Source organism: Acidimicrobiales bacterium (assembly GCA_016794585.1).
Lineage (GTDB): Bacteria > Actinomycetota > Acidimicrobiia > Acidimicrobiales > DATDAH01 > JAEUJM01.
Genome location: JAEUJM010000026.1, coordinates 266,678 through 292,087, shown reverse-complemented (window position 1 = coordinate 292,087; position 25,410 = coordinate 266,678). Strand labels below are relative to the sequence as shown.

26 protein-coding genes are annotated in these 25,410 nt (G+C 71.4%); 13 read left to right on the top strand and 13 right to left on the bottom strand.

Going from position 1 to position 25,410, the window contains the following annotated elements; all coding sequences use genetic code 11:
• Nucleotides 1-2: 2 nt before the first annotated feature.
• A complete protein-coding gene (locus JNK12_13915; GenBank protein MBL8777034.1) occupies nucleotides 3-2,444 on the bottom strand; it encodes a hypothetical protein in 2,442 nt (813 codons plus the stop codon).
• 88 nt (nucleotides 2,445-2,532) lie between these two features.
• Here JNK12_13915 and JNK12_13910 point away from each other — a divergent pair, with 88 nt between their 5' ends.
• The 3 genes from JNK12_13910 (at nucleotide 2,533) to sulP (ending at nucleotide 5,799) form a co-directional block, all read left to right on the top strand.
• Nucleotides 2,533-2,700, top strand: a complete 168-nt coding sequence (locus JNK12_13910) for a hypothetical protein (protein MBL8777033.1) — start codon at nucleotides 2,533-2,535, stop codon at nucleotides 2,698-2,700.
• A gap of 62 nt (nucleotides 2,701-2,762) precedes the next feature.
• Nucleotides 2,763-3,947: a steroid 3-ketoacyl-CoA thiolase gene (locus JNK12_13905; protein MBL8777032.1), complete on the top strand. Its 1,185-nt coding sequence runs from the start codon at nucleotides 2,763-2,765 to the stop codon at nucleotides 3,945-3,947.
• A 64-nt stretch (nucleotides 3,948-4,011) separates the two neighbouring features.
• Nucleotides 4,012-5,799, top strand: a complete 1,788-nt coding sequence (gene sulP / locus JNK12_13900) for a sulfate permease (protein MBL8777031.1) — start codon at nucleotides 4,012-4,014, stop codon at nucleotides 5,797-5,799.
• 80 nt (nucleotides 5,800-5,879) lie between these two features.
• Here the strand turns inward: sulP and JNK12_13895 are convergent, their stop codons facing one another.
• Both JNK12_13895 and JNK12_13890 read right to left on the bottom strand, forming a co-directional pair.
• Nucleotides 5,880-6,032 (bottom strand): hypothetical protein, encoded by a 153-nt coding sequence (locus tag JNK12_13895; GenBank protein MBL8777030.1) that lies wholly within the window; start codon nucleotides 6,030-6,032, stop codon nucleotides 5,880-5,882.
• 91 nt (nucleotides 6,033-6,123) lie between these two features.
• Nucleotides 6,124-7,122: a hypothetical protein gene (locus tag JNK12_13890; GenBank protein ID MBL8777029.1), complete on the bottom strand. Its 999-nt coding sequence runs from the start codon at nucleotides 7,120-7,122 to the stop codon at nucleotides 6,124-6,126.
• Nucleotides 7,123-7,267: 145 nt separating this feature from the next.
• Here JNK12_13890 and JNK12_13885 point away from each other — a divergent pair, with 145 nt between their 5' ends.
• The 4 genes from JNK12_13885 to JNK12_13870 all read left to right on the top strand — a co-directional run bounded on the left by JNK12_13885 (nucleotide 7,268) and on the right by JNK12_13870 (nucleotide 10,185).
• The gene (locus tag JNK12_13885) at nucleotides 7,268-7,495 is read left to right on the top strand and encodes a hypothetical protein (protein MBL8777028.1); all 228 of its coding nucleotides are present in this window, start codon (nucleotides 7,268-7,270) and stop codon (nucleotides 7,493-7,495) included.
• Nucleotides 7,496-7,587: 92 nt separating this feature from the next.
• Nucleotides 7,588-8,715 carry a hypothetical protein gene (locus tag JNK12_13880; GenBank protein MBL8777027.1) on the top strand — a complete coding sequence of 376 codons (1,128 nt, stop codon included), beginning with the start codon at nucleotides 7,588-7,590 and terminating at the stop codon, nucleotides 8,713-8,715.
• Nucleotides 8,716-8,810: 95 nt separating this feature from the next.
• Entirely contained in the window at nucleotides 8,811-9,311 is a 501-nt protein-coding gene (locus JNK12_13875) for a thermonuclease family protein (GenBank protein ID MBL8777026.1), read from the top strand.
• Nucleotides 9,312-9,321: 10 nt separating this feature from the next.
• Complete coding sequence (locus JNK12_13870) at nucleotides 9,322-10,185, top strand: polysaccharide deacetylase family protein (GenBank protein ID MBL8777025.1); 864 nt, start codon at nucleotides 9,322-9,324, stop codon at nucleotides 10,183-10,185.
• 110 nt (nucleotides 10,186-10,295) lie between these two features.
• Here JNK12_13870 and mca read toward each other — a convergent pair whose 3' ends face one another.
• Complete coding sequence (gene mca / locus JNK12_13865; protein MBL8777024.1) at nucleotides 10,296-11,168, bottom strand: mycothiol conjugate amidase Mca; 873 nt, start codon at nucleotides 11,166-11,168, stop codon at nucleotides 10,296-10,298.
• Nucleotides 11,169-11,230: 62 nt separating this feature from the next.
• Between mca and JNK12_13860 the strand changes: the two genes are divergently transcribed.
• The 3 genes from JNK12_13860 (at nucleotide 11,231) to JNK12_13850 (ending at nucleotide 13,995) form a co-directional block, all read left to right on the top strand.
• Nucleotides 11,231-11,701, top strand: a complete 471-nt coding sequence (locus tag JNK12_13860) for an NfeD family protein (GenBank protein ID MBL8777023.1) — start codon at nucleotides 11,231-11,233, stop codon at nucleotides 11,699-11,701.
• Nucleotides 11,702-11,717: 16 nt separating this feature from the next.
• Complete coding sequence (locus JNK12_13855) at nucleotides 11,718-12,710, top strand: SPFH/Band 7/PHB domain protein (protein MBL8777022.1); 993 nt, start codon at nucleotides 11,718-11,720, stop codon at nucleotides 12,708-12,710.
• 121 nt (nucleotides 12,711-12,831) lie between these two features.
• Nucleotides 12,832-13,995 (top strand): glutamate dehydrogenase, encoded by a 1,164-nt coding sequence (locus tag JNK12_13850; GenBank protein MBL8777021.1) that lies wholly within the window; start codon nucleotides 12,832-12,834, stop codon nucleotides 13,993-13,995.
• Between the two features lie 58 nt (nucleotides 13,996-14,053).
• Here the strand turns inward: JNK12_13850 and JNK12_13845 are convergent, their stop codons facing one another.
• The 7 genes from JNK12_13845 to JNK12_13815 all read right to left on the bottom strand — a co-directional run bounded on the left by JNK12_13845 (nucleotide 14,054) and on the right by JNK12_13815 (nucleotide 21,347).
• Nucleotides 14,054-16,693: an FtsX-like permease family protein gene (locus JNK12_13845; GenBank protein MBL8777020.1), complete on the bottom strand. Its 2,640-nt coding sequence runs from the start codon at nucleotides 16,691-16,693 to the stop codon at nucleotides 14,054-14,056.
• Entirely contained in the window at nucleotides 16,690-17,394 is a 705-nt protein-coding gene (locus tag JNK12_13840; protein ID MBL8777019.1) for an ABC transporter ATP-binding protein, read from the bottom strand. Before JNK12_13840 ends, JNK12_13845 begins: the two co-directional genes overlap by 4 nt.
• Before the next feature lie 41 nt (nucleotides 17,395-17,435).
• Entirely contained in the window at nucleotides 17,436-17,966 is a 531-nt protein-coding gene (locus JNK12_13835) for a helix-turn-helix transcriptional regulator (GenBank protein ID MBL8777018.1), read from the bottom strand.
• Between the two features lie 108 nt (nucleotides 17,967-18,074).
• Nucleotides 18,075-18,320 carry a hypothetical protein gene (locus JNK12_13830; protein MBL8777017.1) on the bottom strand — a complete coding sequence of 82 codons (246 nt, stop codon included), beginning with the start codon at nucleotides 18,318-18,320 and terminating at the stop codon, nucleotides 18,075-18,077.
• Nucleotides 18,321-18,345: 25 nt separating this feature from the next.
• On the bottom strand, nucleotides 18,346-18,657 hold the full coding sequence (locus JNK12_13825) for a hypothetical protein (GenBank protein MBL8777016.1): 312 nt from the start codon (nucleotides 18,655-18,657) through the stop codon (nucleotides 18,346-18,348).
• Between the two features lie 164 nt (nucleotides 18,658-18,821).
• Nucleotides 18,822-20,051, bottom strand: coding sequence for a hypothetical protein (locus JNK12_13820; protein ID MBL8777015.1), 1,230 nt, complete (start codon nucleotides 20,049-20,051; stop codon nucleotides 18,822-18,824).
• 63 nt (nucleotides 20,052-20,114) lie between these two features.
• On the bottom strand, nucleotides 20,115-21,347 hold the full coding sequence (locus JNK12_13815; protein ID MBL8777014.1) for a magnesium transporter: 1,233 nt from the start codon (nucleotides 21,345-21,347) through the stop codon (nucleotides 20,115-20,117).
• A gap of 52 nt (nucleotides 21,348-21,399) precedes the next feature.
• On the opposite strand from JNK12_13815, the gene JNK12_13810 reads away from it, so the two are divergent.
• Nucleotides 21,400-22,026, top strand: a complete 627-nt coding sequence (locus JNK12_13810; GenBank protein MBL8777013.1) for a YbhB/YbcL family Raf kinase inhibitor-like protein — start codon at nucleotides 21,400-21,402, stop codon at nucleotides 22,024-22,026.
• 24 nt (nucleotides 22,027-22,050) lie between these two features.
• On the opposite strand, the gene JNK12_13805 is transcribed toward JNK12_13810, so the two are convergent.
• Complete coding sequence (locus JNK12_13805) at nucleotides 22,051-22,860, bottom strand: thioesterase family protein (GenBank protein MBL8777012.1); 810 nt, start codon at nucleotides 22,858-22,860, stop codon at nucleotides 22,051-22,053.
• Between the two features lie 31 nt (nucleotides 22,861-22,891).
• Between JNK12_13805 and JNK12_13800 the strand changes: the two genes are divergently transcribed.
• Both JNK12_13800 and JNK12_13795 read left to right on the top strand, forming a co-directional pair.
• Nucleotides 22,892-23,650, top strand: a complete 759-nt coding sequence (locus tag JNK12_13800; GenBank protein ID MBL8777011.1) for a hypothetical protein — start codon at nucleotides 22,892-22,894, stop codon at nucleotides 23,648-23,650.
• Nucleotides 23,596-24,225, top strand: coding sequence for a LemA family protein (locus JNK12_13795; GenBank protein MBL8777010.1), 630 nt, complete (start codon nucleotides 23,596-23,598; stop codon nucleotides 24,223-24,225). Before JNK12_13800 ends, JNK12_13795 begins: the two co-directional genes overlap by 55 nt.
• Before the next feature lie 33 nt (nucleotides 24,226-24,258).
• Here the strand turns inward: JNK12_13795 and JNK12_13790 are convergent, their stop codons facing one another.
• Nucleotides 24,259-25,374, bottom strand: a complete 1,116-nt coding sequence (locus JNK12_13790) for a hypothetical protein (protein ID MBL8777009.1) — start codon at nucleotides 25,372-25,374, stop codon at nucleotides 24,259-24,261.
• Between the last annotated feature and the right edge of the window lie 36 nt (nucleotides 25,375-25,410).

The following is a 25,410-nucleotide window of genomic DNA, read 5'->3' as shown; positions in this document are numbered from 1 at the left end:
CGTCAGTGGGTGGGCTGGTTCGGCCAGGCGGCCGACGCGTCGCCACGGTCGCCCTCACCCGGCCACGGCACCGCCGGCCCCTCGCCGGCCTCCGGGTCCACCGCCCCGGGTCGTTGGTCAGGGTCGCCGGCACGATCGGCCGGCGCCGCGCTGATGGCGGCCGGCCCCGACGTGACGGTCGGTGTGGCATCGGGCGTCGCCACCGATGCGGCCGAGGCCACGCCGATGGCCCGGCGGACCGGGGCGGGCGGCAAGGCCAGCGGGGGGACGCTCAAGATCGCGGTGATGGCCCGCAGCTGACGATGACGGTGCTCGGCGGCCTGGACGCGGCGCTTGGCCCGACGCCGACCCCGCACGCCCTTGGGTGGCGGCACCTCGCGTGCGACCGCCTCGCTGAGGTCGACCGGCGGCGCCTCGTCGGCCCGCGCTGGCTCGAGGGCGGATCGGGCCACGACCGCCGGGACGGAGGGCGTGACGGGCGCCAGAGGGGGCGTGACGGGCGCCGGAGGGGGCACGGCCGAGGCCGGCGGGTCGCCGGCCACATCGCCGGGAGAACCCGCCTCGAGTCCGACGCCCGGGGGCGGCTCGGGCGGCACGTTCGGCTCGGGCTCCAGGTTTGGCTCGGGCTCCAGGTTTGGCTCGGGCTCCAGGTTTGGCTCACGCAGGACGCGCGGCTCGGGCTGGTCGGCCGCGACGGCATCGGCCCTCGAGGGCGCGCTCGGGGCATCGTCCACGAACAGCGACTCGAGGAAGGGGCCGGCGGTGAGGGGGGCGTCGGGCGGCGCCGCGAACAGCGGGGTCCGCGGCCCCGGCGCCGGGTCGGCGGTCTCGGGGGTGACCGTGGGCAGGTCGGCCTCGAGCGCCGGGGACCCGCCCGGTTCGGGCGGCCAGGTGGAGGCCCTACCCGCCGCGGCCGCGGCGGGCGGTGCCGCCGGCTCGTCCCGGGTCGCCAGCGGCGCCTCGGCCGCCGAGCGATCGGCGGCCTTCGTCTCTCGCGCCCCGGCTTTGGCATCGGCCCTCGCCTGGGCCTTCGCCTGCTTCTCGTCGGCTCTCGCCTGCGCCGCCGCCTGACGGGCGTGGTGCGCATCGAGCGTGGCCTGGCGCTTGGCGCTCACGTCGGCGGCCTTCGCCTCGGATCTCGCCGCCCGCTGTGCGTCCTTGCGCTCCTTGCGGCTCGGCGCCGCCGAGCCGGCCGCGGCGGGCTCGGGGTCCGGCGCCAGCTTGGCCGCACGCCTCTCGGCCTTCTCGACCTCCTTGGCTGTCTTGCGCTCGGCGGCCTGCACCGCCTTGTCCGTGCGACGCGCCCGCCGCCGCTCCTTGCGCGACAGGCCGGCACGGCGATCGGTTTCGCCATCAGCGTCGCCGTCGCTCCCGCGGTTGCGCCACAGCTGGATCCCGCTCACCAGCGCCACGCCGAACAGGAACACGGCGATGGCCACCAGCCCGACCATCACGGGATCGAGGTCGCGGCCGTCCACGCCCGACGCCACCTGGTCACCTCCTGCGGCGCCCTCCGAGCCACCGTCACCGACGGTCGTCGCCGTCGAGGCCGGGACCACGAACTCGTCGGGAGCGACGGCCACGGCGGCGCCGGTCGTCAGGTCGTCGACCACGGTGGCGTCACCGGTGGTCACGTCGATGCGCTGGATGCCGTCGGCGGTGGCCGCCACGAGCTCGTAGTCCTGTCCCGGGCCGGGCTCCACGGGATCGAGCGAGAGGCCCGCGGGGGCGTCGACCTCGGCGGCGACCCGCCGCCGGCCGTCGGCGTCCAACGCGACGATCTCGTCCGCGGCCCGATCGGAGACGTAGAGGGTGCCGTCTCCGTCTGCGGCGAGGCCGGCAGGGCGCTCGAGGCCGCGCAGAAGGGTGGCGACCCGCTCGCCGTCGCGGCGGAGGTCGGCGACCCGGCCGCTGAACCACTCGGAGACGACGACGTGGTTGGGCGATCGGGGCTCGCGGAGGGCCAGGACCGCCGACGGGCCGTCGAGACCTGCGGCCAGACCGATGACCTGGCCGCTGCTGATGTCGACCTGGTTGAGGGTGCCCTCGCTGAAGGACGTGACGTACAGGCGTCCGCCGCCGGCGACGGCGAGACCCTCCGGCGATTCGAGGCCGGTGGCCACCTCGACCCGCTCGTCGCCGAATCGGCCGCCGGTCCCGACGATGGCGCCGGCATCGCTGTCGGCCACGAGGACCGCTCCGTCGGAGAGGACGATCACCCCGCGGGCCGCGCCGAGGTCGCCCAGCACCACGGTGCTCTCGCCGTCGTCACCGAGGGCGCGGACCTCGCCGGCCTCCTGATCGGTGACGAGGACCTGACCGGGCTCGATGTCGGCGCGGGGGGCCGCGGCGGCGAGCGACCACGACCCCGCAGCGGCGAGGAGCCCGACGGCCACGCTGAGCAGCCCCAGGGCCACCGAACGCGTCGAGGAACGGGCCCGCATGCCCTGCAGGCTACTCGACGCCGTTTTCGCGGCTGTGACCCCTGTCCTCGCCGGCATACCTGTCACACCCCCTGGGTTTACTTGGAACATGAAACGCCAACTGGTTCTCCTCGAGGACGACTCGACGGTCTGGCGCCTCGACGAGCACACCCGCGAGGTGGGCCGCGTCGGGATCGCCCAGGCCCGTGAGGCTCTCCGTCGGGCGGAGCACGCCCGTCGTGAGGCTTCGGCCCCCGCCGAGCGCACCGCCGCCTGATCCCACTCACCGCCTTCGTGGGCCCGTGGCTCGCCGCGGGCACACGGACCTAAGCTCGCCCCATGACCGGTGCCCCCAACGAAGTCGTGATCGTCGAAGCCGTCCGCTCGCCCATCGGGCGCCGCGGCGGAGGCCTCTCCACCATGCACTCGGCCGACCTGCTCGCGGCCGTGCAGCGCGAGCTGATCGACCGCTCCGGCATCGATCCGTCCGAGGTCGGCCAGGTGATCGGCGGGTGCGTCAGCCAGGTGGGCCAGCAGGCCTTCAACGTGGCCCGCACCGCGTGGCTCACCGCCGGGTTGCCCGTCTCGGTGGCCGCCACCACGGTCGACAGCCAGTGCGGCTCGTCGCAGCAGGCCACCAACCTGGCCACCAGCCTGGTCGGCTCGGGTGTCGTCGACGTGGCCGTCGCCTGCGGCGTCGAGGTGATGAGCCGGGTCCCCATGGGCTCGAGCATGGGCTCGGGCGTGGGCAAGGCCATCCCCAAGTCGTACTTCCCGCAGTACGAGTTCACCACCCAGTTCGAGGCCGCCGAGCGCATCGCCGACAAGTGGGGCATCACCCGCGAGGAGACCGACGGACTCGGCGTCTCGTCACAGGCGCGTGCGGCCGCGGCCTGGGCCGAGGACCGCTACGGCACCCAGATCGTGCCCATCGACGCTCCCGACCTCGGCGAGGACGGCAAGCCCACCGGTACCACCCACCGCGTCGAGCGCGACGAGGGCCTCCGCGAGACCACCATGGAGAGCCTCGCCAACCTCAAGCCGGTGGCCCGCGAGGACGGCGTGCACACCGCCGGAAGCGCCTCACAGATCTCCGACGGCGCCGGCGCCGTCCTGATCATGACCCGGGCGAAGGCCGAGGCCCTCGGCCTCACGCCGCGGGCCCGGGTGGTCGACACCTGCCTGGTGGGCACCGATCCGGTCCTCATGCTCACCGGCCCCATCGACGCCACCCACCACCTCCTCGAGCGCAACGGCATGACCATCGGCGACATCGACCTCACCGAGATCAACGAGGCCTTCGCCTCGGTGGTGCTGGCGTGGGAACGTGAGCTCCAGCCCGACGACGCCACCGTCAACCCCAACGGCGGCGCCATCGCCCTGGGCCACCCTCTCGGCGCCAGCGGGGCCATCCTCGTCACCAAGGCGCTCCACGAGCTCGAGCGCACCGACAAGAGCACCGCGCTGGTCACCATGTGCTGCGGCGGCGGGCTCGGCACCGGCACCATCCTCGAGCGCATCTGAGCGTCGGGCCGCCGCCCACCCGGCAGCCGCCCCCTCGTAACCCGGAGGTCACCGGTCGTCCATACTGGCGGTCGTGCGCCAGCGCGTCCCCGGCCTCCTCCTCCTCACGACCTACGAGCGCGCCTGGCTGCCCAAGGACGTGGTGGCCGGCCTCATCCTCACCGCCTTGCTCGTCCCTCAGGGGATGGCCTACGCGGAGCTGGCGGGGCTCCCTGCCATCACCGGCCTCTACACCACGATCCTGTGCCTGCTCGGCTACGCCGCGTTCGGCCCTTCGCGCATCCTGGTGCTCGGGCCCGACTCGTCGCTCGGCCCCATGATCGCGGCGACCATCCTGCCCCTGGTGGGCGCGGACGGTGACCCGGCCAAGGCCATCGCGCTGGCCTCGATGCTGGCCCTGCTGGTGGGCGCCTTCGCCATCATCCTGGGCCTGGCCAAGCTCGGCTTCATCGCCGACCTGCTCTCGAAGCCCACCCAGATCGGGTACATGAACGGCCTGGCCCTGACCATCCTGGTCGGCCAGCTCCCCAAGCTCTTCGGCTTCAGCGTGGACAGCGACGACTTCATCGGCGACGTCACCGGCTTCGTGCAGGGAGTGGCCGACGGGGAGACCGTGACGGCGGCGCTGGCCATCGGCCTGTTCTCGCTGGCCCTGATCTTCGTGTGCACCAGGTTCCTCCCCAAGGTGCCCGGGGTGCTCGTCGCCGTGGTGGCGGCGATCGTGGTCGCCACGGTCTTCGACGCCGCCGCACGCGACGTGTCGCTGGTCGGCGTGCTGCCCGAGGGGTTCCCGCCGCTCACGTGGCCGGGCGTCGCGCTCTCGGACATGACCCTGCTCGTGGCCGGCGCCCTCGGCATCACCCTCGTGTCGCTCACCGACACCATCTCGACCGCATCCGCCTTCGCCGCCCGCAGCGGCGACACCATCGACGCCAACCAGGAGATGGTGGGCATCGGCGCCGCCAACGTCGCCGCGGGCCTCTTCCAGGGCTTCCCGGTCAGCACGAGCGGGTCGCGCACCGCGGTGGCCGAGCAGACCGGCTCGAAGAGCCAGGTGACCGGCCTCGTGGGCGCCGGCGCCATCACCTTGCTGTTGGTGTTCGCTCCGGGCCTGCTGAAGAACCTCCCCAACCCGACCCTCGCCGCCGTGGTGATCGCTGCCTCGCTGTCGTTGGCCGACATCCCCGCCACCAGGCGCCTGTACCAGCAGCGCCACACCGAGTTCTACCTGTCCATGGCCGCCTTCCTCGGCGTCGCCTTCTTCGGCGTGCTCCCCGGCATCGGCATCGCCGTCATCCTGTCCATCCTCAACGTCTTCCGGCGGGCCTGGTGGCCCGACGACACCGAGCTCGGCCGCATCGACGGCCTCCACGGCTACTACGACAAGCGCTCGCACCCCGACGCGACCACGCCCGACGGCGTCGTGGTCTACCGGTTCGGCGGGCCCCTCTTCTTCGCCAACGCCCGCACCTTCCGTGACCAGGTGCTGAAGCTGGCGCAGGCCGAGCCCGCACCGAAGTGGATCGTCATCGCCGCCGAGCCCATCTCCGACGTCGACACCACCGCCGCCGACATGCTCGAGGACCTCGACGTGGCCCTCAACGAACGGGGAATCTCCCTCGCCTTCGCCGAGATGTCGGAGGTCGTGCAGGAGAAGATCCACCGCTACGAGCTCACCCGCACCATCGACCCCGAGCACTTCTACCCCACCCTCAACGCCGCCCTCCGCGGCTTCGCCGCGGCCATGAACGAGCCCCAGGTGGCCCCGCCCGTCGACGACGCCGACGAGGCCGCCGCCCACCACCGCCGGCCCCGCACCGACGGGGCCACCGGCGGCGCCGGGTCCGATTGACCGCGGCCCCGACGGGAACGCGACCGAGATCGCCAGAATCGGGTGTGGCGGACGGCTGCGCTGAGCAGCCCCACTCCGCCTCAGCGCCGGGGCGCGCCCTCGGCCCGCAGGTCGACCACCACGTCGCGGTGGACACCGGGCGCTTCGCTCCACGCCGCCCGAGCCAGCGCCCAACCGACGCGGATCATCGTGGCCACCACGATCACCCCGGTCACATCACCCCACGTGTCCATGTCGTCACCCCCAGGAGTCCCTATCGGCCCTACCCAAGGCGACCTTCAGCGATGCGCCACGCGGCGGGCCGCAGCCGGCAGGCGCGCCGCGTCAGTCGGCCCGGTGCTCCGATCGCACCGTCACGTCCTGGCGGAAGCGCTCCTCGGACCCGTCACGCGCCTCGACCTCGAAGTCGGCCGACGCCGTCGCCGTCCCGGTGTTCGTGCCGGGTTGGATGTGGGAGAACGAGCCCCGGATGGTGACGGTGCCGCCGACCGAGTACTCGGCGATGGACACCGCCCCGGCAGGCACCCCGGGCATCTCGACCGAGCCGGGGCGGTCGGTGGTCTGCTCGATCGTGCCCTCGAGCACGTAGTCGTCCTCCCCCAGCTCGACGAGCTCGTAGGTGGTCCGCTGGCCCAGGTCGAGCCCGTTCATCTCGAGGGGGGTCTCGACCACCCAGGTGGCCCCGACACCGACGGCCTCGTCGGGGAAGAGCGCGCTCGCGTTGCGGAGGCTCTCGACCATCTGCACGAACATCGGCCGGATCTCGTCGGGCAGACCGACAGGTGCTGTCATCTTCAGATCGACGACCCGACCTCGGCTGTCCATCCGGCCGTTCATCTGCGCGCCGACGAACCCCTCCGCGACCTCATCGAGGTCGTCGATCGCCGCCGGAGGCAGGCCCTCGGCACGGACGACCTCGTACGTGTCGAACGTCGACGTGTACTCGACCTGGTCACCGAGGACCCGACCGACGACGAAGGTCTGCTCGGCCCGGACGACCGTCCTGGTCTCGAACCGGTGGAGGCCCTCGGTCACCGTCTGGCGCGTCGTCTGCTCGAGCACGACGGACTGGACGTCGCCGATGGCCGGGTGCAACCGCAGCTCGCGCGTATCGCCGATCACCCGACGGGTGACCACCACCTCGGGCGGCGGCTCGACCGGGATCTCGATCTCCTCCGCGGCGACCGTCGTGCTCGTCGCTTCGGAGGCCGCTCCCTCGTCGACCACCACGCCCGACCCGCACGCCGCCACGGCCGACCCGACTGCCGCCACCAGCCCGAGTGCCCGCACCCACCCCCGCCTGTCGGTCACGATCGCCGCCATCGGCGCAACCTACGCCAGCAGTCGGTAGACGCGTCTGTACACCGACGAGCGCCGTGCTGTCAGAGGTCGACGGCAGACTGATGTGACGTCGCCAGGCGCGCGGTGGGCGGCACCGCCTCCAACGTCTCACTCTTCGGAGGTCGCCATGTCCCGCCTGCTCGCCCTGTTCGCCTTCGCCCTGCTGTTCGCCGCCACCGCGGCCTGCACACCGACCCGAGCCGCACCGACGAGCGGCACCGCCACGGTCGCCGCCGTCAGCGACGGCGACACCATCGACGTGGACTTCGGCGGCGACGTCGAGGCCGTCCGCCTGCTCGGCATCGACACGTCGAACCCGGCCAAACTACACCCATCAGATCTCGATCGACCATAGGGAGCCTCCACGCGCACTGGGGAACCCTCATCGCAGTGGCGGTCGCCATCGCGACACTCGTTGCGGCCTGCGGGTCCGCCAATGAACCGCGGGTGGCCACCGCGACGATCTCAGCCCGCCAGTCGCCTGCTCTCGCATGGACCGGCGATCGGCTGTTCGTCTACGGCGGATCGCCCTATCCCACCGCACCCATCGACGAGACGCACCTGCCCGGCGAACGCACCGATGCTGCCGTGTGGGATCCGACCACCCGTCGGTTCCTCCCTGCCGCCGACCCCCCGTTCGACCTCCCGCTCAACAGCTCGTACACCTGGGCCATTGCGTCCGGGGGCCAAGTCGTGGTGGTGGGCACGTCGTGTTCGCCCGATAGTCTCCGTGACCCCGAGGACTCGTCGAACTACTGCGAGCCTGGTACCTACGCCGCGGCCACCTATGACCTCGGCTCCGACGAGTGGGACACGATCGACGTCCCGGAACAGCTGGCGAACCTCGTGAACGGGTACGCCGAGCCGGTGGGGACGACGTCGGATGGACGGGTGGTCGGTTTGCTCGGTCCGTCCGACAACAGGGAGATCTGGACGTTCGACGTGGCCACCCGCACCTGGGCACAGCTGCCGTCACCCGGGATGCGAGTGCGCACGACCTGCCTGGCGGGCGACACCGTGGTTGTCGTGGACGGCGAGCTGACGCAGGTCGACGGGCCCTCCCCACCACCGCTGGAGGAAGGCGAGGGCGACGGGTCGGCCGACGGGCCCGGTGGATTGTCCTTGCGCCTGTACGACTTGGCCGCCGACGAGGCGGCGTGGACCTCCACGCCAGCCTTCGACCCCGTCGACCACGAGGGCCGGCTGTATCCAGCGATTGCATGCGGCGACGACTTCGCGCTGGTGCACAACGGCACGGCCCAGGACGCCCACGCCCACTCGACCACCGCTGCCGGCGCCTCTGACGAGTGGATCGAGGCGCCGCCCCAACCGTTCGACGGTGCCTTCTCGCTCGACCTCGGCCGCGGCGACGAGATCGTCTTCGCGGAGTCCACCAGCGGCACGCTGCCGGAGCGAGCGGTGGTCTACGAGTACGTCACGAACCAGTGGCGTGAGATCGAGCCGATCTTCGTGCCGACGATGGCCGGCGTCCTGGCCGGCGACGCCATCACCGGATGGCCCGCTGGCGCTGATCTTCCACCCACCGCGCCCTTCTTCAGCCGGATCGCCGGCTGACAGCTCACTGTCACAACCCTCGGGCACACTGGCGGGACGCCGAAGGCCTCGTGGTGGGCGCACCACCTCCACTCCTGTGACCACTGGAGGCTCTCGTGCGCCGCATCCTCGTCGCCGCTCTGCTCTTACTCGCCGCCTGCGCGCCGTCGCGGGCGGCGCCGGTCGACGGCGCCGCCACCGTCGTCTCGGTGACCGATGGTGACACCATCGACGTCGACTTCGGCGGCGCCGTCGAGCCCGTGAGAATGCTCGGCATCGACACGCCGGAGACCCACCACCCCACCAAGCCGGTCGAGTGCTTCGGCGCGGAGGCGTCGGCCCGCACCGCCGAGCTGCTGCCCGAGGGCACCGAGGTGCACCTGGTGCGCGACGTCGAGGCCCGAGACCGCTACGGGCGACTGCTGGCCTACGTCTACCGGGCCGAGGACGACCTCTTCGTGAACCGGTCGCTGGCCGAGGACGGGTACGCCGACGTCCTCGACATCGCTCCCAACGGGGCCCATGCCGCCGAGCTGGCCCAGGCGGTCAGCACGGCCCGGGTCGAGGGTCGCGGGTTGTGGGGCGCATGCGGAGGTCCCGACGTCCCCGTTCGTTAGCGTTGGGGCCGTGACGAGCCCCGTCGACAACCCGCTCGCCGACCGCCCGCTCGTCGAACGGCTGGGGCACGGCCCCGACGACCGGCTGCTCATCGTCAACTGCGACGACCTCGGCGCCAGCCACGCGGCCAACGTCGGCGTGTACGAGGCTCTCCGCGACGGCGCCGCCACCAGTGCCTCGCTGATGGTGCCGGCGCCGTGGGCCCGCGAGGCCGCCGCCCGCTACCGGGGCGAGGACGTCGGGGTCCACCTCACCCTCAACGCCGAGTACGACGTCTACCGGTGGGGCCCCATCACCCAGGCCCCGTCCCTGCTCGACGGCGACGGTGGCTTCCCGCGCACCGTCACCGACACGTGGGACCACGCCGACCTCGACGAGGCCCGCCGCGAGTGCCGCGCCCAGGTCGAGCGGGCCATCCTGTGGGGCTTCGACGTCACCCACCTCGACTCGCACATGGGCACGCTGCAGCTGCGCCCCGAGTTCTTCGACATCTACCTCGAGCTGGCCGTGGACTTCGGCCTGCCCCTGCGCCTGTCGGGCGGATCCACCGAGCGGGCCGTGGGCTTCCCCTTCCGTCGCCTGGCCGCCGAGGAGGGCGTGGTGTTCCCCGACCACTTCGTGTACGTCCAGGGTCTCGGCAGCCGCGGCGCCATCGCCTCGGTGCTGAGCGGCCTGCGCCCCGGCGTCACCGAGGTCTACCTGCACCCCGCCGCCGACACCCCCGAACTGCGGGCCATCGCCCCCGACTGGGTCGCCCGGGTGGACGACCACGACTACCTCACCGACCGTGCCGGCCTCGCCGCCGACGTGGCCGCAGCCGGCGCCACCCTCATCGGCTTCCGCGAGCTGCGCGCCCTCCAACAAGCCGGCTGACGCCCTACGCGCTCGTCGCACCTCCTGGCTTCTGGGTACTCGTGTGTGTTCTGCAGAACACACACGAGTACCCAGAACGGGCGATCTGGGCGTCTCGACGGCTGGCGCCCTCAGGGGCGGAGGCCGGCGAAGAGGTCGGTCTCGGGGTGCTCGGCGTCGTAGGGCGGGACGTCGACCAGGGTCTTGGCGAGGATGTAGTCGTCGAACGGGTGGATCTCGCGGCTCACCTCGCGGGGCAGCCCGAACCAGAACGGCGACGCCGGGTCGACCTGGGTGGCGTGGGCCAGCAGCGCCTCGAGGCGCACGTCCTGATAGCCGTCGGTGGGCACCTGGGTGGTGATGCGGTGGTCCTGGCTGGGGCGCTCGAACCACTGCTCGGTGAAGGGCGACTCGAGACCGAGCTCGGTGAACTTGGCGTGGGTGGCCAGCATGCGGGCCCGGGACCAGACGACGTAGTACAGCTTCTGGGGCTGCCACGGTGCCCCGAGGTCGGGGTAGGCGTCGGGGTCGCCGGCCGCCTCGAAGGCGGGGACGCTGATGTCGTGTACCTGGAGGTGGTCGGGGTGCGGGTAACCCTCCTGGTCGTCGGCGTAGGTGACGATCACCTGGGGACGCTCGGCGCGGATCACCTCGACCAGCCGTCCGACGGCCTCGTCGAAGTCGGCCTTGGCGAAGCAGCGAGGATCCTCGTTCTCGGGGGTGTCGGGCATACCCGAGTCCCGGTAGCCCAACATCGCGACCCGGTCGTAGCCGATGAGCTGCGCGGCGAGCGCCAGTTCGTCGCGGCGCACCTCGTCGATGCGGGCCCGCACCTCGGGGGTGTCCATGGCCGGGTTCAAGATGTCGCCGGCCTCGCCGCCCGTGCAGCACACGAGCGTGGTGTGCACCCCCTCGGCCTTGTACTTGGCCACCGTCGAGGCGCCCTTGGACGCCTCGTCGTCGGGGTGGGCGTGAACTGTGAGGAGAGACAGGGGCGCGCTCATCGGAGGGCAAGCTACCCGCAGGTCCGGCGCGCCGAACCTTCCATCCCGTTAGATTCGGATGCGTGGAGCCCGAGTCGTGGCGGTGGATCTGGTTGGCGGCAGCGGCCGTCTTCGCGCTGGGCGAGCTGGCCGCGCCCGGCACGTTCTTCCTCCTGCCCTTCGCCATCGGCGCCGCCGTCGCCACCGTGCTGGCCTTCGCCGGTGTCCCGGTCGCCGCCGAGATCGCCGTGTTCATCATCGTCTCGCTCGTGGCGCTCGCCGGCTTCCGTGCGCTGGCGCGTCGCCTCGACCGCACCGAGCCCACGGACGGCATCGGCTCCAAGCGCCTGATCGGCCAGCCTGCGAAGGTGATCGAGGCCATCGACGGCGCCAACGACCTCGGCACCGTCCGCATCGACCGCGAGGAGTGGCGGGCCGAGAGCGGTGACGGTGCTGCCATCCCGGTGGGCACGCCCGTGAAGGTGGTCGAGATCCGGGGCACGCGCGTGGTCGTGTTCCCCGCCGAGGCCCTCCCGCCGTCCCCATCCGACTGACCCGAGGAGCACACCAATGAGCGCTGCCGCAATCGCCGTCGTCCTGGGGGTCCTGGCCGTCGGCCTGCTCATCGTGGCGGCCAGCACCATCAAGGTCGTCCGCCCCTACCAGCGGGGCATCATCGAGCAGCTCGGCAAGTACAAGCAGACGGTCGATCCCGGCCTGCACATGATCCTGCCGTTCATCCAGACCATGCGCCTCGTGGACATGCGCGAGCAGGTGGTCGACGTGCCCCCGCAAGAGGTCATCACCTCGGACAACGTGGTGGTGTCGGTGGACGCCGTCATCTACTACGAGCCGAGCGACCCGCAGCGCCTGATCTACAACGTGGCCAACTTCCTGCTCGCCATCACGAAGCTGGCCCAGACCAACCTGCGCAACCTGATCGGCGACATGGAGCTCGACGCCGCCCTCACCTCGCGCGACAGCATCAACCTGGCCCTGCGCCAGATCCTCGACGACGCCACCGACAAGTGGGGCGTGCGGGTCGCTCGGGTCGAGATCCAGCGCATCGACCCGCCACCGGACGTCATGGCGGCCATGCACGAGCAGATGAAGGCCGAGCGCACCCGCCGAGCGGTGGTCACCACCGCCGACGGCCAACGGGAGGCGGCCATTGCCCAGGCGGAGGGCCTCAAGCAGGCCCAGATCCTCGACGCCGAGGGCAACAAGCAGAAGGCCATCCTCGACGCACAGGGCCAGGCCGAGGCCACCCGCGCCGTGGCCGACGCCGAGAAGTACCGCCAGCTCACCGTGGCCGAGGGCCAGGCCGAGGCGGTGCGCAGCGTCTACGCCGCCATCCACGAGGGCAACCCCACGCCCGACCTGCTGGCCATCAAGTACCTCGAGGCGCTCCAGGGCATCGCCAACGGCCGCGCCACCAAGATCTTCCTGCCCGCCGACATGGCCGGGGTGATGGGATCGATCGGCGGCATCGCCGAGCTCTTCAACGGGAAGGAAGAGGGCGGGCCGCCTCCGGCGCCATCGGCGCCACCACCCGCTCGCTAGCAGTCCCTGAGGGCGGCCGGGACACGGAACAAAGGGGTTCCGCATGACCGAGCTCACCGCCCACCAGGCCGTCACGGCCTACTTCGACGAGGCCGCCGACCTGATCGACCTCGACGACGAGATGCGAGCGGTCCTGCGTGGCTCGTTCCGCGAGGTCGATGCCCAGGTGCCCGTCCGCCTCGAGGACGGTGGTCTCATCGTGGCCCGCGGCTATCGGGTCCAGCACAACGATGCCCGGGGGCCCTGCAAGGGCGGCATCCGGTTCCACCCGACGGTGGACCTCGACGAGATCCGTGCCCTCGCCGCGCTGATGAGCTGGAAGACGGCGCTGCTCGACGTGCCCTTCGGTGGGGCCAAGGGCGGCGTGCAGATCGACCCCCACCAACTGAACCCGCTCGAGCTCGAGCGCCTGACCCGTCGCTTCACGGGCGTCATCAGCAGCGTGCTCGGCGTCTACCGCGACATCCCCGCCCCCGACGTCAACACCAACGCCCAGGTGATGGCGTGGATGATGGACGAGTGGGGTGACCTCAACGGCTACGAGCCCGCCATCGTCACCGGCAAGCCCGTCGCCCTCGGCGGAGCCCACGGCCGCGAGGCGGCCACCGGCCGGGGCTGCGTCTACGTGCTCGAGGCCTACGCCGAGGAGCACGGCTTCACCTTGGAGGGCACCCGCGTCGCCATCCAGGGGTTCGGCAACGTCGGCTCGTGGGCGGCCCGAGAGCTGGACGAGCGCGGCGCCATCGTGGTGGCCGTCTCCGACGTCACCGGGGGCCTCCACGACTCCCAGGGCCTCGACGTCACCAAGCTCCTCGAGCTCGCCGAGCAGGGGCGTCCCATGATCGAGATCGACGGCGCCGACCACATCGACAACGAGGCCCTGCTGGCCATCGACTGCGACGTCCTCATCCCGGCCGCACTCGGGCGGGCCATCACCGCCGAGAACGCCGCTGACGTGCAGGCCCGGGTGGTCCTCGAGGCCGCCAACTACCCGGTGACCCCCGCGGCCGACAAGGTCCTCTGGTCCCGCGGCATCGACGTCATCCCCGACATCCTCGCCAACGCCGGCGGCGTGGTCGGCTCGTACTTCGAGTGGTCGATGAACATCCAGCAGTTCCGTTGGGAGGAGGACGAGTTCAACCGTCGCCTCCACCAGCGCATGCGCCGCGCCTACGAGGACACCCGCCTCATGCGCGAGGAGCAGCGCACCTCGATGCGCCACGCCGCCTACGCCATCGGCATCGACCGGGTGGCGACGGCCAGCCGGCTCCGCGGCTACATCTGACACGAACTCGGCGCGTCCGCCTACCACTGAGGTAGGCAGACGCGCCAAGTTTGGGGGGTCACTCCGCGAGGGCGAAGGACGACGGGCGGGCGGGGCGGGCGAGGTCGCGCAGCCAGCCGGCGGAGAGCGTGACGGCCGCGACGAGCAGAGGCGCGGCGAGGAGCAGCACCAGCGTGGGGACGTCTGGTCGGAACCCGAGCCCGAACGGCTCGCACCCGCCGCCGCCATAGATCGTGGTCGTGTCTTGCACCACGATGCAGGACCGATCCCCCTCCGAGGCGGCAAACACCGCCCACGCCGGCAGCAGGCCGGCGGGCAGGGCGATGAGCGATGCCGTCAGCATCAAGAGCGCGGGACGCAGGGCGCCCACCCGCCGCAGGGTCCGGGGCGACGCCCCCACCGCACGGAGGACCGCTGTCTCCTCTTCACCGTCCTTGGCGGCGAGGGCCAAGCCGATCGCGATCACGGCGGCGACGAGCAAGGCCGCGACCCCGAACACGAGGCTGCGCACCTGGGTGGGGGTGACGAAGAAGTCGTCGGTCCCGACCGCCACAGCGACATGGGGCGTCGTGGGATCGACCTGCTCGGCCCACGCAGCGTCGTCGGCAACCAGTTCGACCGCTCGTCGTTCGGCGTCGTTCAGCGTTTCGTCGTTCGCCACCACTATTCGTGCGTCCGGCGACTCGGACAAGCCGAGCGCTTCCGCCACCTCCCTGGACACCAAGAGGCTGGGAAGCGAGTAGGACGCACTCGGACTGTCGAACGATCCGCCGAGCGGGATCGTCTCCCGCGGCGGTTCCACGGTCCCGTCCTCCTCCATCGAAAGTTCGACGTCGGTCACATCGTCCGGTGCGCGCACGACCGACACCGCCTCGCCGTCAACAAGGACCGCACGCAGGTCGTCGGGCACCTCGTAGAGGTCGAGCACCTCCGGCGTGGCGATGGCCACGCCCTCCCCGGCATAGAGCGCCTCGAAGCCGCCGTTCGGCGTGTTCCGGGTGAAGCCGGTCTCGAGGTGTGTCGTCTCGCCGCCGGCCGTGGCGACCGCGAGCTCGTGCACCGTTGCGGTGGACGCCTCGGGCAGAACCGCCTGAACGAGGTCGACGGCCTCGTCTCGAGCCGGGCCGTCACGCCCGCCGACGGCGACGAGGTTTCCGGCCAGCGAAGGGAGGGTGTCGTACTCGAAGAGCTCGTCCTGGGACAGGCTGGTCAACAGGCTGGCGGTGCCCAACAACGTCGCCGCAACCACGCAGATCGCGGCGACCACCGCACTCGACCGGGTGCGCGAGCGAGCCAGGCTGCGGCCGGCCAAGCGGCTGCTGGACGATGCCGACGCGGTGAGTCGACCGACCAATGCGATGGCCCACGGCGACAGCGCCAAGACGCCGACGAAGACGGCCACCGTGCCGCCGATCGACACCAGCACCCAGACGTCACCGGACTGCGAGGTGCCGCCATTGCCCATGACGCCGAGGGCCACGAGACCGCAGCCCGCGACCATCGCCACCGACCCGAACAGGGGCAGGCGCCTCGGGACCGCGGCGAGTGGGCGACGGCCGGAAAGCGCCTGCAACACGGACATCCTCGCTGCGGAACGTGCTGGCACCCACGCCGCCACCATCGCCGCCAAGGTGCCGATGACGACGATCGGGGCGAGGTCGGCGAGACGGAACACGGGGCCACCCACCGGGCGGTTCACCACCTTCGAGAGGACCAGGTCGGGCACGAAGCGCGACCCGGCCACCACGAGCAGCACGCCGGCGATCGAGCCCAGGAGGCCGGCGAGAAATCCCTGCGCGACGAGGAACCACCGCACGGACGACGGGGCCGCGCCGGTCGACGAGAGCAGGCCGACGGTGTGCAGTTGGCGGCGAGCGCCGATCGTGAAGGCGGCGGCGATGACCGTGCCGAGCGCCATCAACGCGATCGCGCCCCCAAGGTAGGTGTAGGAGACGCCGTCGGTCTTGGTGAGCGATCCGCCCACTTCAAGCGCCTGGATGTTCCAGCCAGGTACTGACCGGTTGCAGGGGGCCGACCCGACATCATCGGGATCGGGACAGAGGGAACGATCACCAGGGAGGTCGAGGTACGTGCGGCGCACGGTTGCCGGCTCGCCCAGCGACAGCACGTAGGCGCTTCGTTGGTCGTCCAGGTAGCGACCGGAGCGACCACGCACCTCGCCGACCACTCGGAGGAGGTCACCCCGCTGCTGGGGACGGACCGTGTCGCCCACGTCGAGGTCCAGTGCGTGCGCCAGCCAATCGGTGACCACGATCTCGTCGCCGGCCTCGACGAGCCGGCCATCCAGGAGGTCGAACCGTCCGCGCATCATCGGATCGTCGAGGGGAAGATCACTCATCTGCACGTGCGAGCTGTGTTCGGGCATCCGGATCCGGTCTTCGTACCGCCGGTCCGCCACGACGCGTGTCGTTGCCGGTAGGGCTGCCGCCAAGGACGCCAGGTCGTTGTGGATCCCGTGCTCGTTGGGCCACGCGAAGGCATCGGCGCTCCCGAACTCAGCGAGACGCCGATCCGCCGCCGTCCACTCGCTGGTGCGGAAGAGGGTCACGCCGATGGTCATCCCCGCCGTCGGCACCAGCACGAGGAGCACCACGAGCAGTGTCCGCCACGGACGTCGCCGCGCCTCCCGGCGGGCGAGGCGCAGTCCCACCCGGGCCCGGGCGAGCACCGTCCTCACCGTGTGGCCGCCTCGATCTCGTCGCCGATCCCGGAGGGTCGGGTCTCCTCGGTGAGTCGCCCGTCACGCACCCGCACGATCCGGTCGGCCCAGGAGGCGAACCGGGGTTCGTGCGTCACCAAGACGAGGGCACAGTGTCGCTCCTGCACGAGGGTGGCGAGCAGCTCGATCACCGCATCGGCGGTCACTGAATCGAGCGCCCCTGTCGGCTCGTCGGCCAGGAGGAGGCGCCGGTCGCCAACGATGGCTCTGGCAATGGCCACTCGTTGCTGCTGTCCGCCGGACAGGTCGTCTGGATAGCGGTCGAGCGGACCATCCACCGCCACGCGGCCGAGAGCCTCCATCGCCTCGCGGCGGGCCCTGCGATGGCCCATGCCATCGAGCTCCAAGGGCAGGGCCACGTTCTCGACGGCGGTCAGGGTCGGGACCAGGTTCAGGCGCTGGAAGACGTAGCCCACGTCACGCCGCCGCATCGTGGCCAGCCCCGCGGCATCCAGGTCCGCCAGGTCGATGCCTTGGACCTGCACCCGACCCGCCTCGGGCCGCTCCAACCCGCCGGCCACGTGCAACAGCGTGGACTTGCCCGACCCGGAGGGTCCCATGACAGCCACGAACTCCCCCGCCTCCACCGTGAGCGACACGTCGGTGAGGGCCCGCACCTCGGTGGCACCCGACCCGAATCGCTTGACCACGTCGCTCATCGCCAGCGTCGGCGACGTGGTCGCGCCGGTCTCGTCCTCGGTCATCGGGTCCCCTCCTCAGGAGTAGCCGCCCGCAGTCGTTCCTCACACCGGTCCAGCCAACGGACGTCCGCCTCGACTCGGGACAGCCGTGCGTCCTGCGCCAGCGCCTCGGCACTGGTCGGGTCGCCGATCGCCCGTTGCCGGCGTCGTCCCATCTGCAGCACCGACAGCAAGGTGCTGCGCTGATCGTCGATGACCTGCATCGCCTCGTCGTGCCCGGAGCCGATGGCGAGCAGCACCTTCATGATCAGCTCGTCCCGTGGCGGCGTGGCGTCGGCGCTCGACGCGCTCAGCCACGCCTTCACCTCGCTGCGCCCGTCCTCGGTGATGCGGTAGGTCCGCTGCTTCGCATCGGCGGTGCCGTCCTCGGCCACCATCCCGTCCCGAACCAGTCGATCCAGCGTCGTGTACACCTGGCCGACGTTCAGTGGCCAGAGTCCCCCGGTCCGGGCCTCGAACTCGACCTTGAGCTGGTAGCCGTGGCACTCGCGCTCGTCGAGCAGCTGCAGGAGGGCGGCCCGGATCGTCATTGGTTACGGAGTATGCATACTCCGTATGTATCCGTCAACCACTGAGCCCGTGCCCGGGCGCCATGTGTCCGTCCGGTCGGGCCGGATGCGCCGGTTCAGAGAGCGACGTCAGGCTGGAGTCAGCAAGTCCGCATGGGACTCGACGCTGCCCTGCAGCACCTCGAGTTCGATGTTCCCCTCCGCATCGATGGTGACGACACGAGCGACCTTCGGGTCGGCACCTTCGTCGCCGACGACGACATGGCGGCCGACGACGATCTCCACCCCGGGCCGTGCGTCGACAGCCCGAGCCCATAGGTGGCCATCGTCGGTCATGTCCATGAAGTCGACTGCAACCTGTGGATCATCCGTCACGCTGGCCTCCTTTCAAGGACCAAGGCTACCGCTCGGGCGGACGGCCCGGGTTGGGGATGGGCTCGTCGAAGCACCTGTCGAGCCTGGCCAGGCTCAGTTCCGTCAGATCAGCCAGCACCAGGGTGAAGTGCGGTTGGTCGAAGGTCGCGAGAAGCGCGAAGCCGGCCTCCCTCACCCGACCGAAGGTCGAAAGTCGGACACGCCGGTAGCCAACGAGTCGTTCCCCTCGACACGCCTCTTGCACCGTCCGGTCGAGCACCCCTTCGACGGAGATCCCGTACACGGCATAGACCGCAAAGGTGCGTTCGGCCGCCCGCACCATGCTCTCGCTCGCCATCAGACCCGCCCGAAGCACCACTGTTGTGTCCTCCGGTGGCACATCAGGTCGCAGGGGCAGTGGCCGAGGCACGAACTGAACCTACCGACACCCTCTGACACTCGACGCGCCTCACGACCGCTGACATCGGACATGGAAGCTGCCAGACAGCCGGCCCGCTGGCGCTAGACCCGTTCGGCGGGGAGGAGCTCGCTCTCGCCGGTCTCGTCATCGTGGCGGAGCCGCCAGCCGCAGCGCTCGGCCAGGTGGGAGCGGCCCTCGTCGGGGCCGGCGGCGATGATCTGGTCGCCGGCCTGGAGGCGGACGTGACCCCGGGGGCGGTAGAGGTAGCGGTTATCCCGCCGGACGGCCAGCACGTGGTAGCCGGGCTCGATGTCGAGGCCCAGCTCGGACAGCGACGCCCCGTCGGCCATCGATCCTTCGGCCACCGGCACCTGCATCACCACCTCGTCCGAGTCGCCCAGGGCGATGTTCAAGATGGGGTGGACGTCCTCTTCCTGCTCGATGATCCACACCATCGACTGGGCCTGGTCGCCGATGTACTCGGCGGCCTGGGAGAGGTGCAGCAGGCCCCGCAGGGGCGAGGGGTCGATGTCGTCGGCGGCCGCCCGAAGCACCCAGAGCTCGAGGCGGTCCTTCATCTCGTCGAGGCGGTCCTCGAGGTGGCGCACCTCGGCGGCGAGGCCGACGTCGCGCAGCACGAGGGCCGAGTAGGCGAGGCCGACGGCCACCTCGGAGATGTTCTTCATCTCCACGAGCACGTCCACGGCCCGGTCGAGGTCGTCCACGGTGCCGTCCTCGGGCGGCGATGCCGGCTCCCACAGCGGCGCGTTGGCCAGCTCGCGCAGGCGGGTGATGCCCGCCGGCGAGCCCTCGAGGAAGAGCACGTCACCGGGTACGAGCACGTCGTCGCCGTCGACGTCGATGTTCCAGTCCCGGTCGCGGCGGATGGCCATGACCCGCATGCCGGTGGCGACGGGCAGCTCGAGGGCGGCGAGGGGCCGGTGGGCCATGTGCGAGCCGTCACGAACCATGACCCGGTGGGACACCTCCTCGGCCATCGAGAGGTCGGCCACCAGCTCTCGGGGGATGCCCAGGTTGTGGGTGACGATGCGGGCGATGTCGACGGCCCCGTTGGCGATGCCCTCGATGGCGCCGATCACCTGGAGCACCGACGACATCGACTCGGCCTCACGGGGCGCCCGCACGGCCATGATGCACACGGCGCGCATGTCGTGGATGAGGTCGCTCATCCGCTCCTCGAGCTCGGTGACCTCGTCGGCCATGTCGGGGTCGCCGAAGTACAGCGCCGCGTAGGCGAGGTCCACCATCAGCTCGGAGGTGTCCTTCGCCTCCGAGATCATGGTGCGCAGGTTGCGATGTCTGTCATCCATGGTGCTGAGCCCTTCCGAGCGTAGATGAGGTTGAACGATGCGGATTGAACGGTTTGCCCGCCATTACGTGATCCCGAGGGCGCTGATGGCGACGACGAGGGCGAAGGCGCCGACGAGGTCGACGCCGGAGGACACGATGGGGATGCCGTAGGTGTCGGGGTCGAGGCCGGTGCGCACGGCGGCGATGGCGGCGTAGTAGGCGATGGCCACCACGAGGGCCATGGCCACCGCGCCGCCGACCATCGCCGCCGCGATCATCGACACCAGGCCCGGGCTGTCCTGGCCGAGCAGGTCGCCCACCACCTCGGCGCCGACGGCGTTGAACAGGTACACCGGCACGGCGAGGGCCAGGACGAGCCCGATGTCGCGGCGGGCCTCACGTGACGGCGCCGGCGTCGGCGACACCACACCGAGGAGCAGCTTGCTCGACAGGCGCCCGGAGAGGATGCCGCCCAGTGCCCCCGCAGAGCTGAGCTGCGCCGGGACCAGGATGAGCAGGGCGGGATAGCGCGAGAAGGAGTCGAAGCTCTTCTCGAGGGCCACGCCCGCCATCGCGCTCAAGGTGCCGGCGGCCAGCAGCACAGGCACGGACTCCCGCACGATGCGGCGCAGGTCGGGCAGCTCGACCCGCCATCCGAGCACGAGGACGACGGCGGCGAGGACCACGGCGACGACCCCGAGCGTCGGCGTGACGATGGCGTACCCCAGCAGTCCCGTGGCGAGGAACAGCGCCGGCAGGGTGAGCACGTCACCGAGGGTCGAGACCAGGGGGGCGGTCACGTTGTCGAGGTCCCAGTCGTAGCGCACGGCGCCGGCGGCGAGGCCGACCGTGGCGGCCATGACGGGCACCGACGCCAGGACGCCGCCGACGACCGAGACCAGGGCGAGGTCGAGGAACGAGATGGAGTTGGCCAACCCCAGGCCCACGGCGATGACCTTCACGACCACGGCCAGCAGCAGGGAGATCCCGAGGGTGAGCACACCCGCGGCCAGCACGTTCTGGCCGAGCACCGTCTCGCGGCGCATCGAGAGGCGGAAGCCGCCGGCGTGGATGGAGGTGCTGATGCGGTTGCCGAAGGCGCCGAAGATGTTGCCCCGCAGGCCGATGGCCGCGGGCACGAGTACCAGCAGCCCGGGGAGGTCCTCGAAGGTGGTGGTGATGGCGCCGAGGAAGGCGCCGGCCACGAGGCTGGTGCTGGTGTTGAGCGCGAGCGCGACGAGGCTCTGCCGGACGTCGGCCACGTCCGGCCCGAAGAGGGCGGGGAAGCCCTTGGGGAGCCGAGCGCGGCGGGCCATCGCGGCCAGTCTGGTGCACTCCGGCCTCGGGACCTGCGACACTTGCCCGCCGATGCGTGCCCCGCTCCCCCGTCCCCGCCGTCTCGGCTGCGCCGTGGCCCTCCTCGCGTTGGCCCTCACCGTGGCTGCGTGCAGCAGCAGCGACGGCCGCCAGCTGGCCGAGCCCGATCCCGACCTCACCGCGACCACCCCGCCGACCACCGCGGCCCCCACCACGTTGGCGCCGTTCCTGTCCCTGAGCAGCCCCGTGGTCGCGGTCAACGGCTCCCTACCGGTCCGCTTCACCTGCGACGGCCAGGACGTCTCGCCGCCGCTCACCATCGCCGAGGTGCCCGCGACCGCGGAGAGCCTGGTCCTCGCCCTGACCGATCCCGACGCCGGCGACTTCGTCCACTGGGTGGTCGCCTTCATCCCCCCGACCACCACCGAGCTCGCCGCCGACTCGGTCCCCGCGGGCGCGGTGGTCTACCCCAACGACTTCGGCAACCAGGACTACGACGGCCCCTGCCCGCCGGAGGGCGAGCTCCACAACTACGTGTTCACCGTCTACGTGCTCCAGCCCAACGCGGCGGACTTCGTGGGCCCCGACGAGACCAACGGCGCCAGCCTCCTCGACACGGTGTCGCGCCTCGCCGCCACCAGCGCGGCCTTCACCGTCACCTACGAGCGCGCCGGCTGATCCAGCGAGCCGTCCCAGGCTCCGTCAGCCCGACAGGACGACGGCGAGCTGGCGGGACTGGGCCAGCAGCACACCGTCAGGGCTCCAGATCTCGCCGTCCTCTTCGAGGAACCCCTCCGCCGCGGAGCGGGTGTGGAAGCGGGTGAGGCAGAACTGGTCGGCGGCGACGGTCACACCGGGGTTGCGGAAGTGGATGGTGAGGTCGACGGTCGGCACCCCGAGGCGCCCGACCACCTTCGAGAACACCGCCGGGATCCAGGCGTCGGTGAAAGCCGCCAGGAGGTGCTCGTCGACCACCTCACCGTCCGCTTCGTCGGGTGCCAGCCGGATCCATCCGCCCGACTCGGCCTCACCCGCGCCAGAGAACGGCAGCGGGCCGATGGCGAAGCGGCTCTCGTAGCGGGCGCGCATCGGGATGGTGATGGGCGGCTCGGGGAGGATGACCACCTCGTCAGGGCCGGCGACGGCGGGCATCGGCGCGTCCGAGAACTCGGGCCCGGGACGGGCGTCGGCGAAGGCGGCGAGAGCGGTGGCCAGCAGGCGCCCGTCCTGCTCGAGGCGGGCCGACACGTTGGTGAGGGTCCGGCCCGTCCGCTCGACGGTGACGACGACCTCGGCGTCGCCCTCGTGGGGCGGCCGCAGGTAGTGCACGGTGAGTGACCGGGCGGGACGGTGGGGGTCGTCCACGGCCGTGCTCATGGCTCGGAGGACCAACGCGGCGACGTAGCCGCCGTTGGGTCCTCGCTCGATCCACCACCCCGGGTCGATGCGGGCGCCGTAGCGCCCCTCGCCCAGCGGGGTGACGGCGGTGTCGGTGGAGAATCGACGGCTCACGGACCCGACCGTAACTGCCGATGGAGAACCCATGACCTGGGTGGCGGTGGCGATGCTCGTCGTCTTCATGGCGATGGGCCTCGCCAGCATCGCGGCGTGGAAGCGCCACGGCGACCGCATGGCCGAGCTCCCGAAGGTGGCCCGCCAGGCCGGGCTCTCCTACTCCGAGGGCGACGCCTTCGGAAGCGCCCGGGTGGCCTTCGCCCTCTTCCAGCTGGGCGACGGACGCGAGGTGTCGAACACCATGTGGGGCACGGCGCCCGACGGCTCGGCCGTGCGGGCCTTCGACTTCGCCTACTACACCGAGTCGAGGCAGGACCGGCCGATGTCACTCAGCCTCATCGGCGGCGACGACGACGCGGAGATGGCCCGGCCGGTGCGCCACTACCGGTACTTCACCTGTGCCCTCGCCGAGGTGCCGGCCGTGTGGCCCAACCTCCGCATCGTCCCCCTCAAGGGCTTGACCCGACTGGTCAACGCCATCGACGGCGCCGACATCGAGTTCGAGTCCGGCGAGTTCAACCGCATGTTCCGGGTGACCTGCGAGGACGAGCGCTTCGCCCACACCTTCATCGACGCCCAGATGATCGAGCTCCTCGTGAGCACCCAGGGCGAGTTCGAGATCGAGGTGCGGGGCCGCTGGATCCTCATCGCCGGCAAGCAGCAGCCCCCGCGGGGCTTCCCCGGCATGATCAACCTGCACAACGCCCTGCGCTCGGTGATCCCGCCGCTCGTGTGGCAGACCTACCCCCAGGGCCCCCGGATCTCGCTCGACGGGGGGATGTTGTGAGCCCCGTCGTGTGGGCGGTCGCCGGCGCCGGCCTGTTGCTGGTCGTGCTGGCCCTGGCGTCCTACAACCGCTTCGTGCGCGACGCGCAGCTGATCGACAACTCGTGGTCCAACGTCGACACCGAGCTGCGCCGGCGCTACGACCTCATCCCCAACCTGGTCGAGACGGTGCAGGGCTACGCCGCCCACGAGCGGACCACGTTCGAAGCCGTCACCGAGGCCCGCACCCGGGCCATGCGCTCCGACGGCAACGCCGCCGCGCAGTCGGCCGACGAGAACGTGCTCGTGGGGGCACTGAAGAGTCTGCTGGCGGTGACCGAGGCCTATCCCGACCTCAAGGCCAGCGACCGCTTCGCGGAGCTCCAGGAGGAGCTGATCATCACCGAGAACCGCCTCCAGGCGGCCCGGCGCATCTTCAACGGCAACGTGCGCGACTACAACACCCGGGTCGAGAAGGTGCCGTCGAACCTGATCGCCAAGATCAGCGGGTTCCGCGAGCGGACCTACTTCGAGGTCGACGCCGCGGTGCGCGACGCCGGCGCCCCCCAGGTCCGCATCGGCCGCCCCACCGCCTGACCGCCGCCCTGACCCTCGCCAGGCAGACGGCCCTCAGGCAGACGTGGACGGATCGTTGGCGGCCCAGCGGAGTCGGAACGCCGCCCGCACTCTCGGCAGGCCGAGGTTGACCGAGCGGTCGGAGGACCACTTGGCGTACGGCGCCATGGTCAGCGCGGCCAGCCCGAGCAGGGCGAGGTCGTAGTTGACCCGCCAGCCCTGGAAGTCCCGCCACGCCTTCTCCCGATCGGCGCGGACGGGCACGCCGAACGACGCGAGCTCCTCGTAGACCTCGTCGAACTCCGCCCTGTCGATCGAGACGGGGTCGTCCGGGTCCGGGTCGGGGTCGAACGGGATCTGGAAGTAGTCCGCGATGCGCCGCAGCGACAGGAAGCCGGCCCGGAGGCACAGCGCGGCGTTGGGGTCAGGCGGCTGGTTGACCACCGACAGCATCAGGGCGGCGGCGTCGAGCACGCACCCCGACGCCGTCACCCACGATCGTCCTGGCAGAGGGGAGCGGAAGAACGGCAGCGACGGCTGGGAGGTGTGGCTCTCCTCGATGTCGGCGAACACGAGCTCCCACTGCACCCACACCTCGTGCAGGCTGTCGAGGCGGGCCAGGGAGTGGGCGCGCCGGATCATCACCGCGGGGTCGGGTGGCTGCCCGGCCCGGGTCTCGAGCATCACCACCGCCTGCTCGCGGCGCTGGAACGCCGAGTAGATCGACGGCAGGTAGCTGATGAGCAGGGCGATCAGCGCCAGCCCGAGGGCCGCCTCGATGAACGCCGCCACCGTGGTGGGCAGGTCGGTGGGCTTCACGAACCCGAGGGTCAGCAGTGACGAGCCGCTCTCGACGAAGGCCTGACGGAACGGCTCCACCCCGAGGCCCCAATACACGATGGTGAAGCCTGCGATGACCAGCACGACCCACGACGCGGCCAGGAGCAGCAGGCTGACGGGGGCGTACATGGCCATGGCCCGGTCGCGCGCCTCGTAGGACTTCGCCGGTCGGGCGATGCGGTTGAACACCCAGCGCACGGCGACGAACACGGCCCGGGAGAGAGCGACGACCTCTCCCCTCGGCAGGATGACGGCACGGACGGCCGACAGGACCGTCCAGACCACGAGTGCCGACCCGGCGGCGACCGCCCCGATGCGCACCACGAGCACCGGGCGAGCTTACGGGTGCGGTGCAGCCGCGAGACT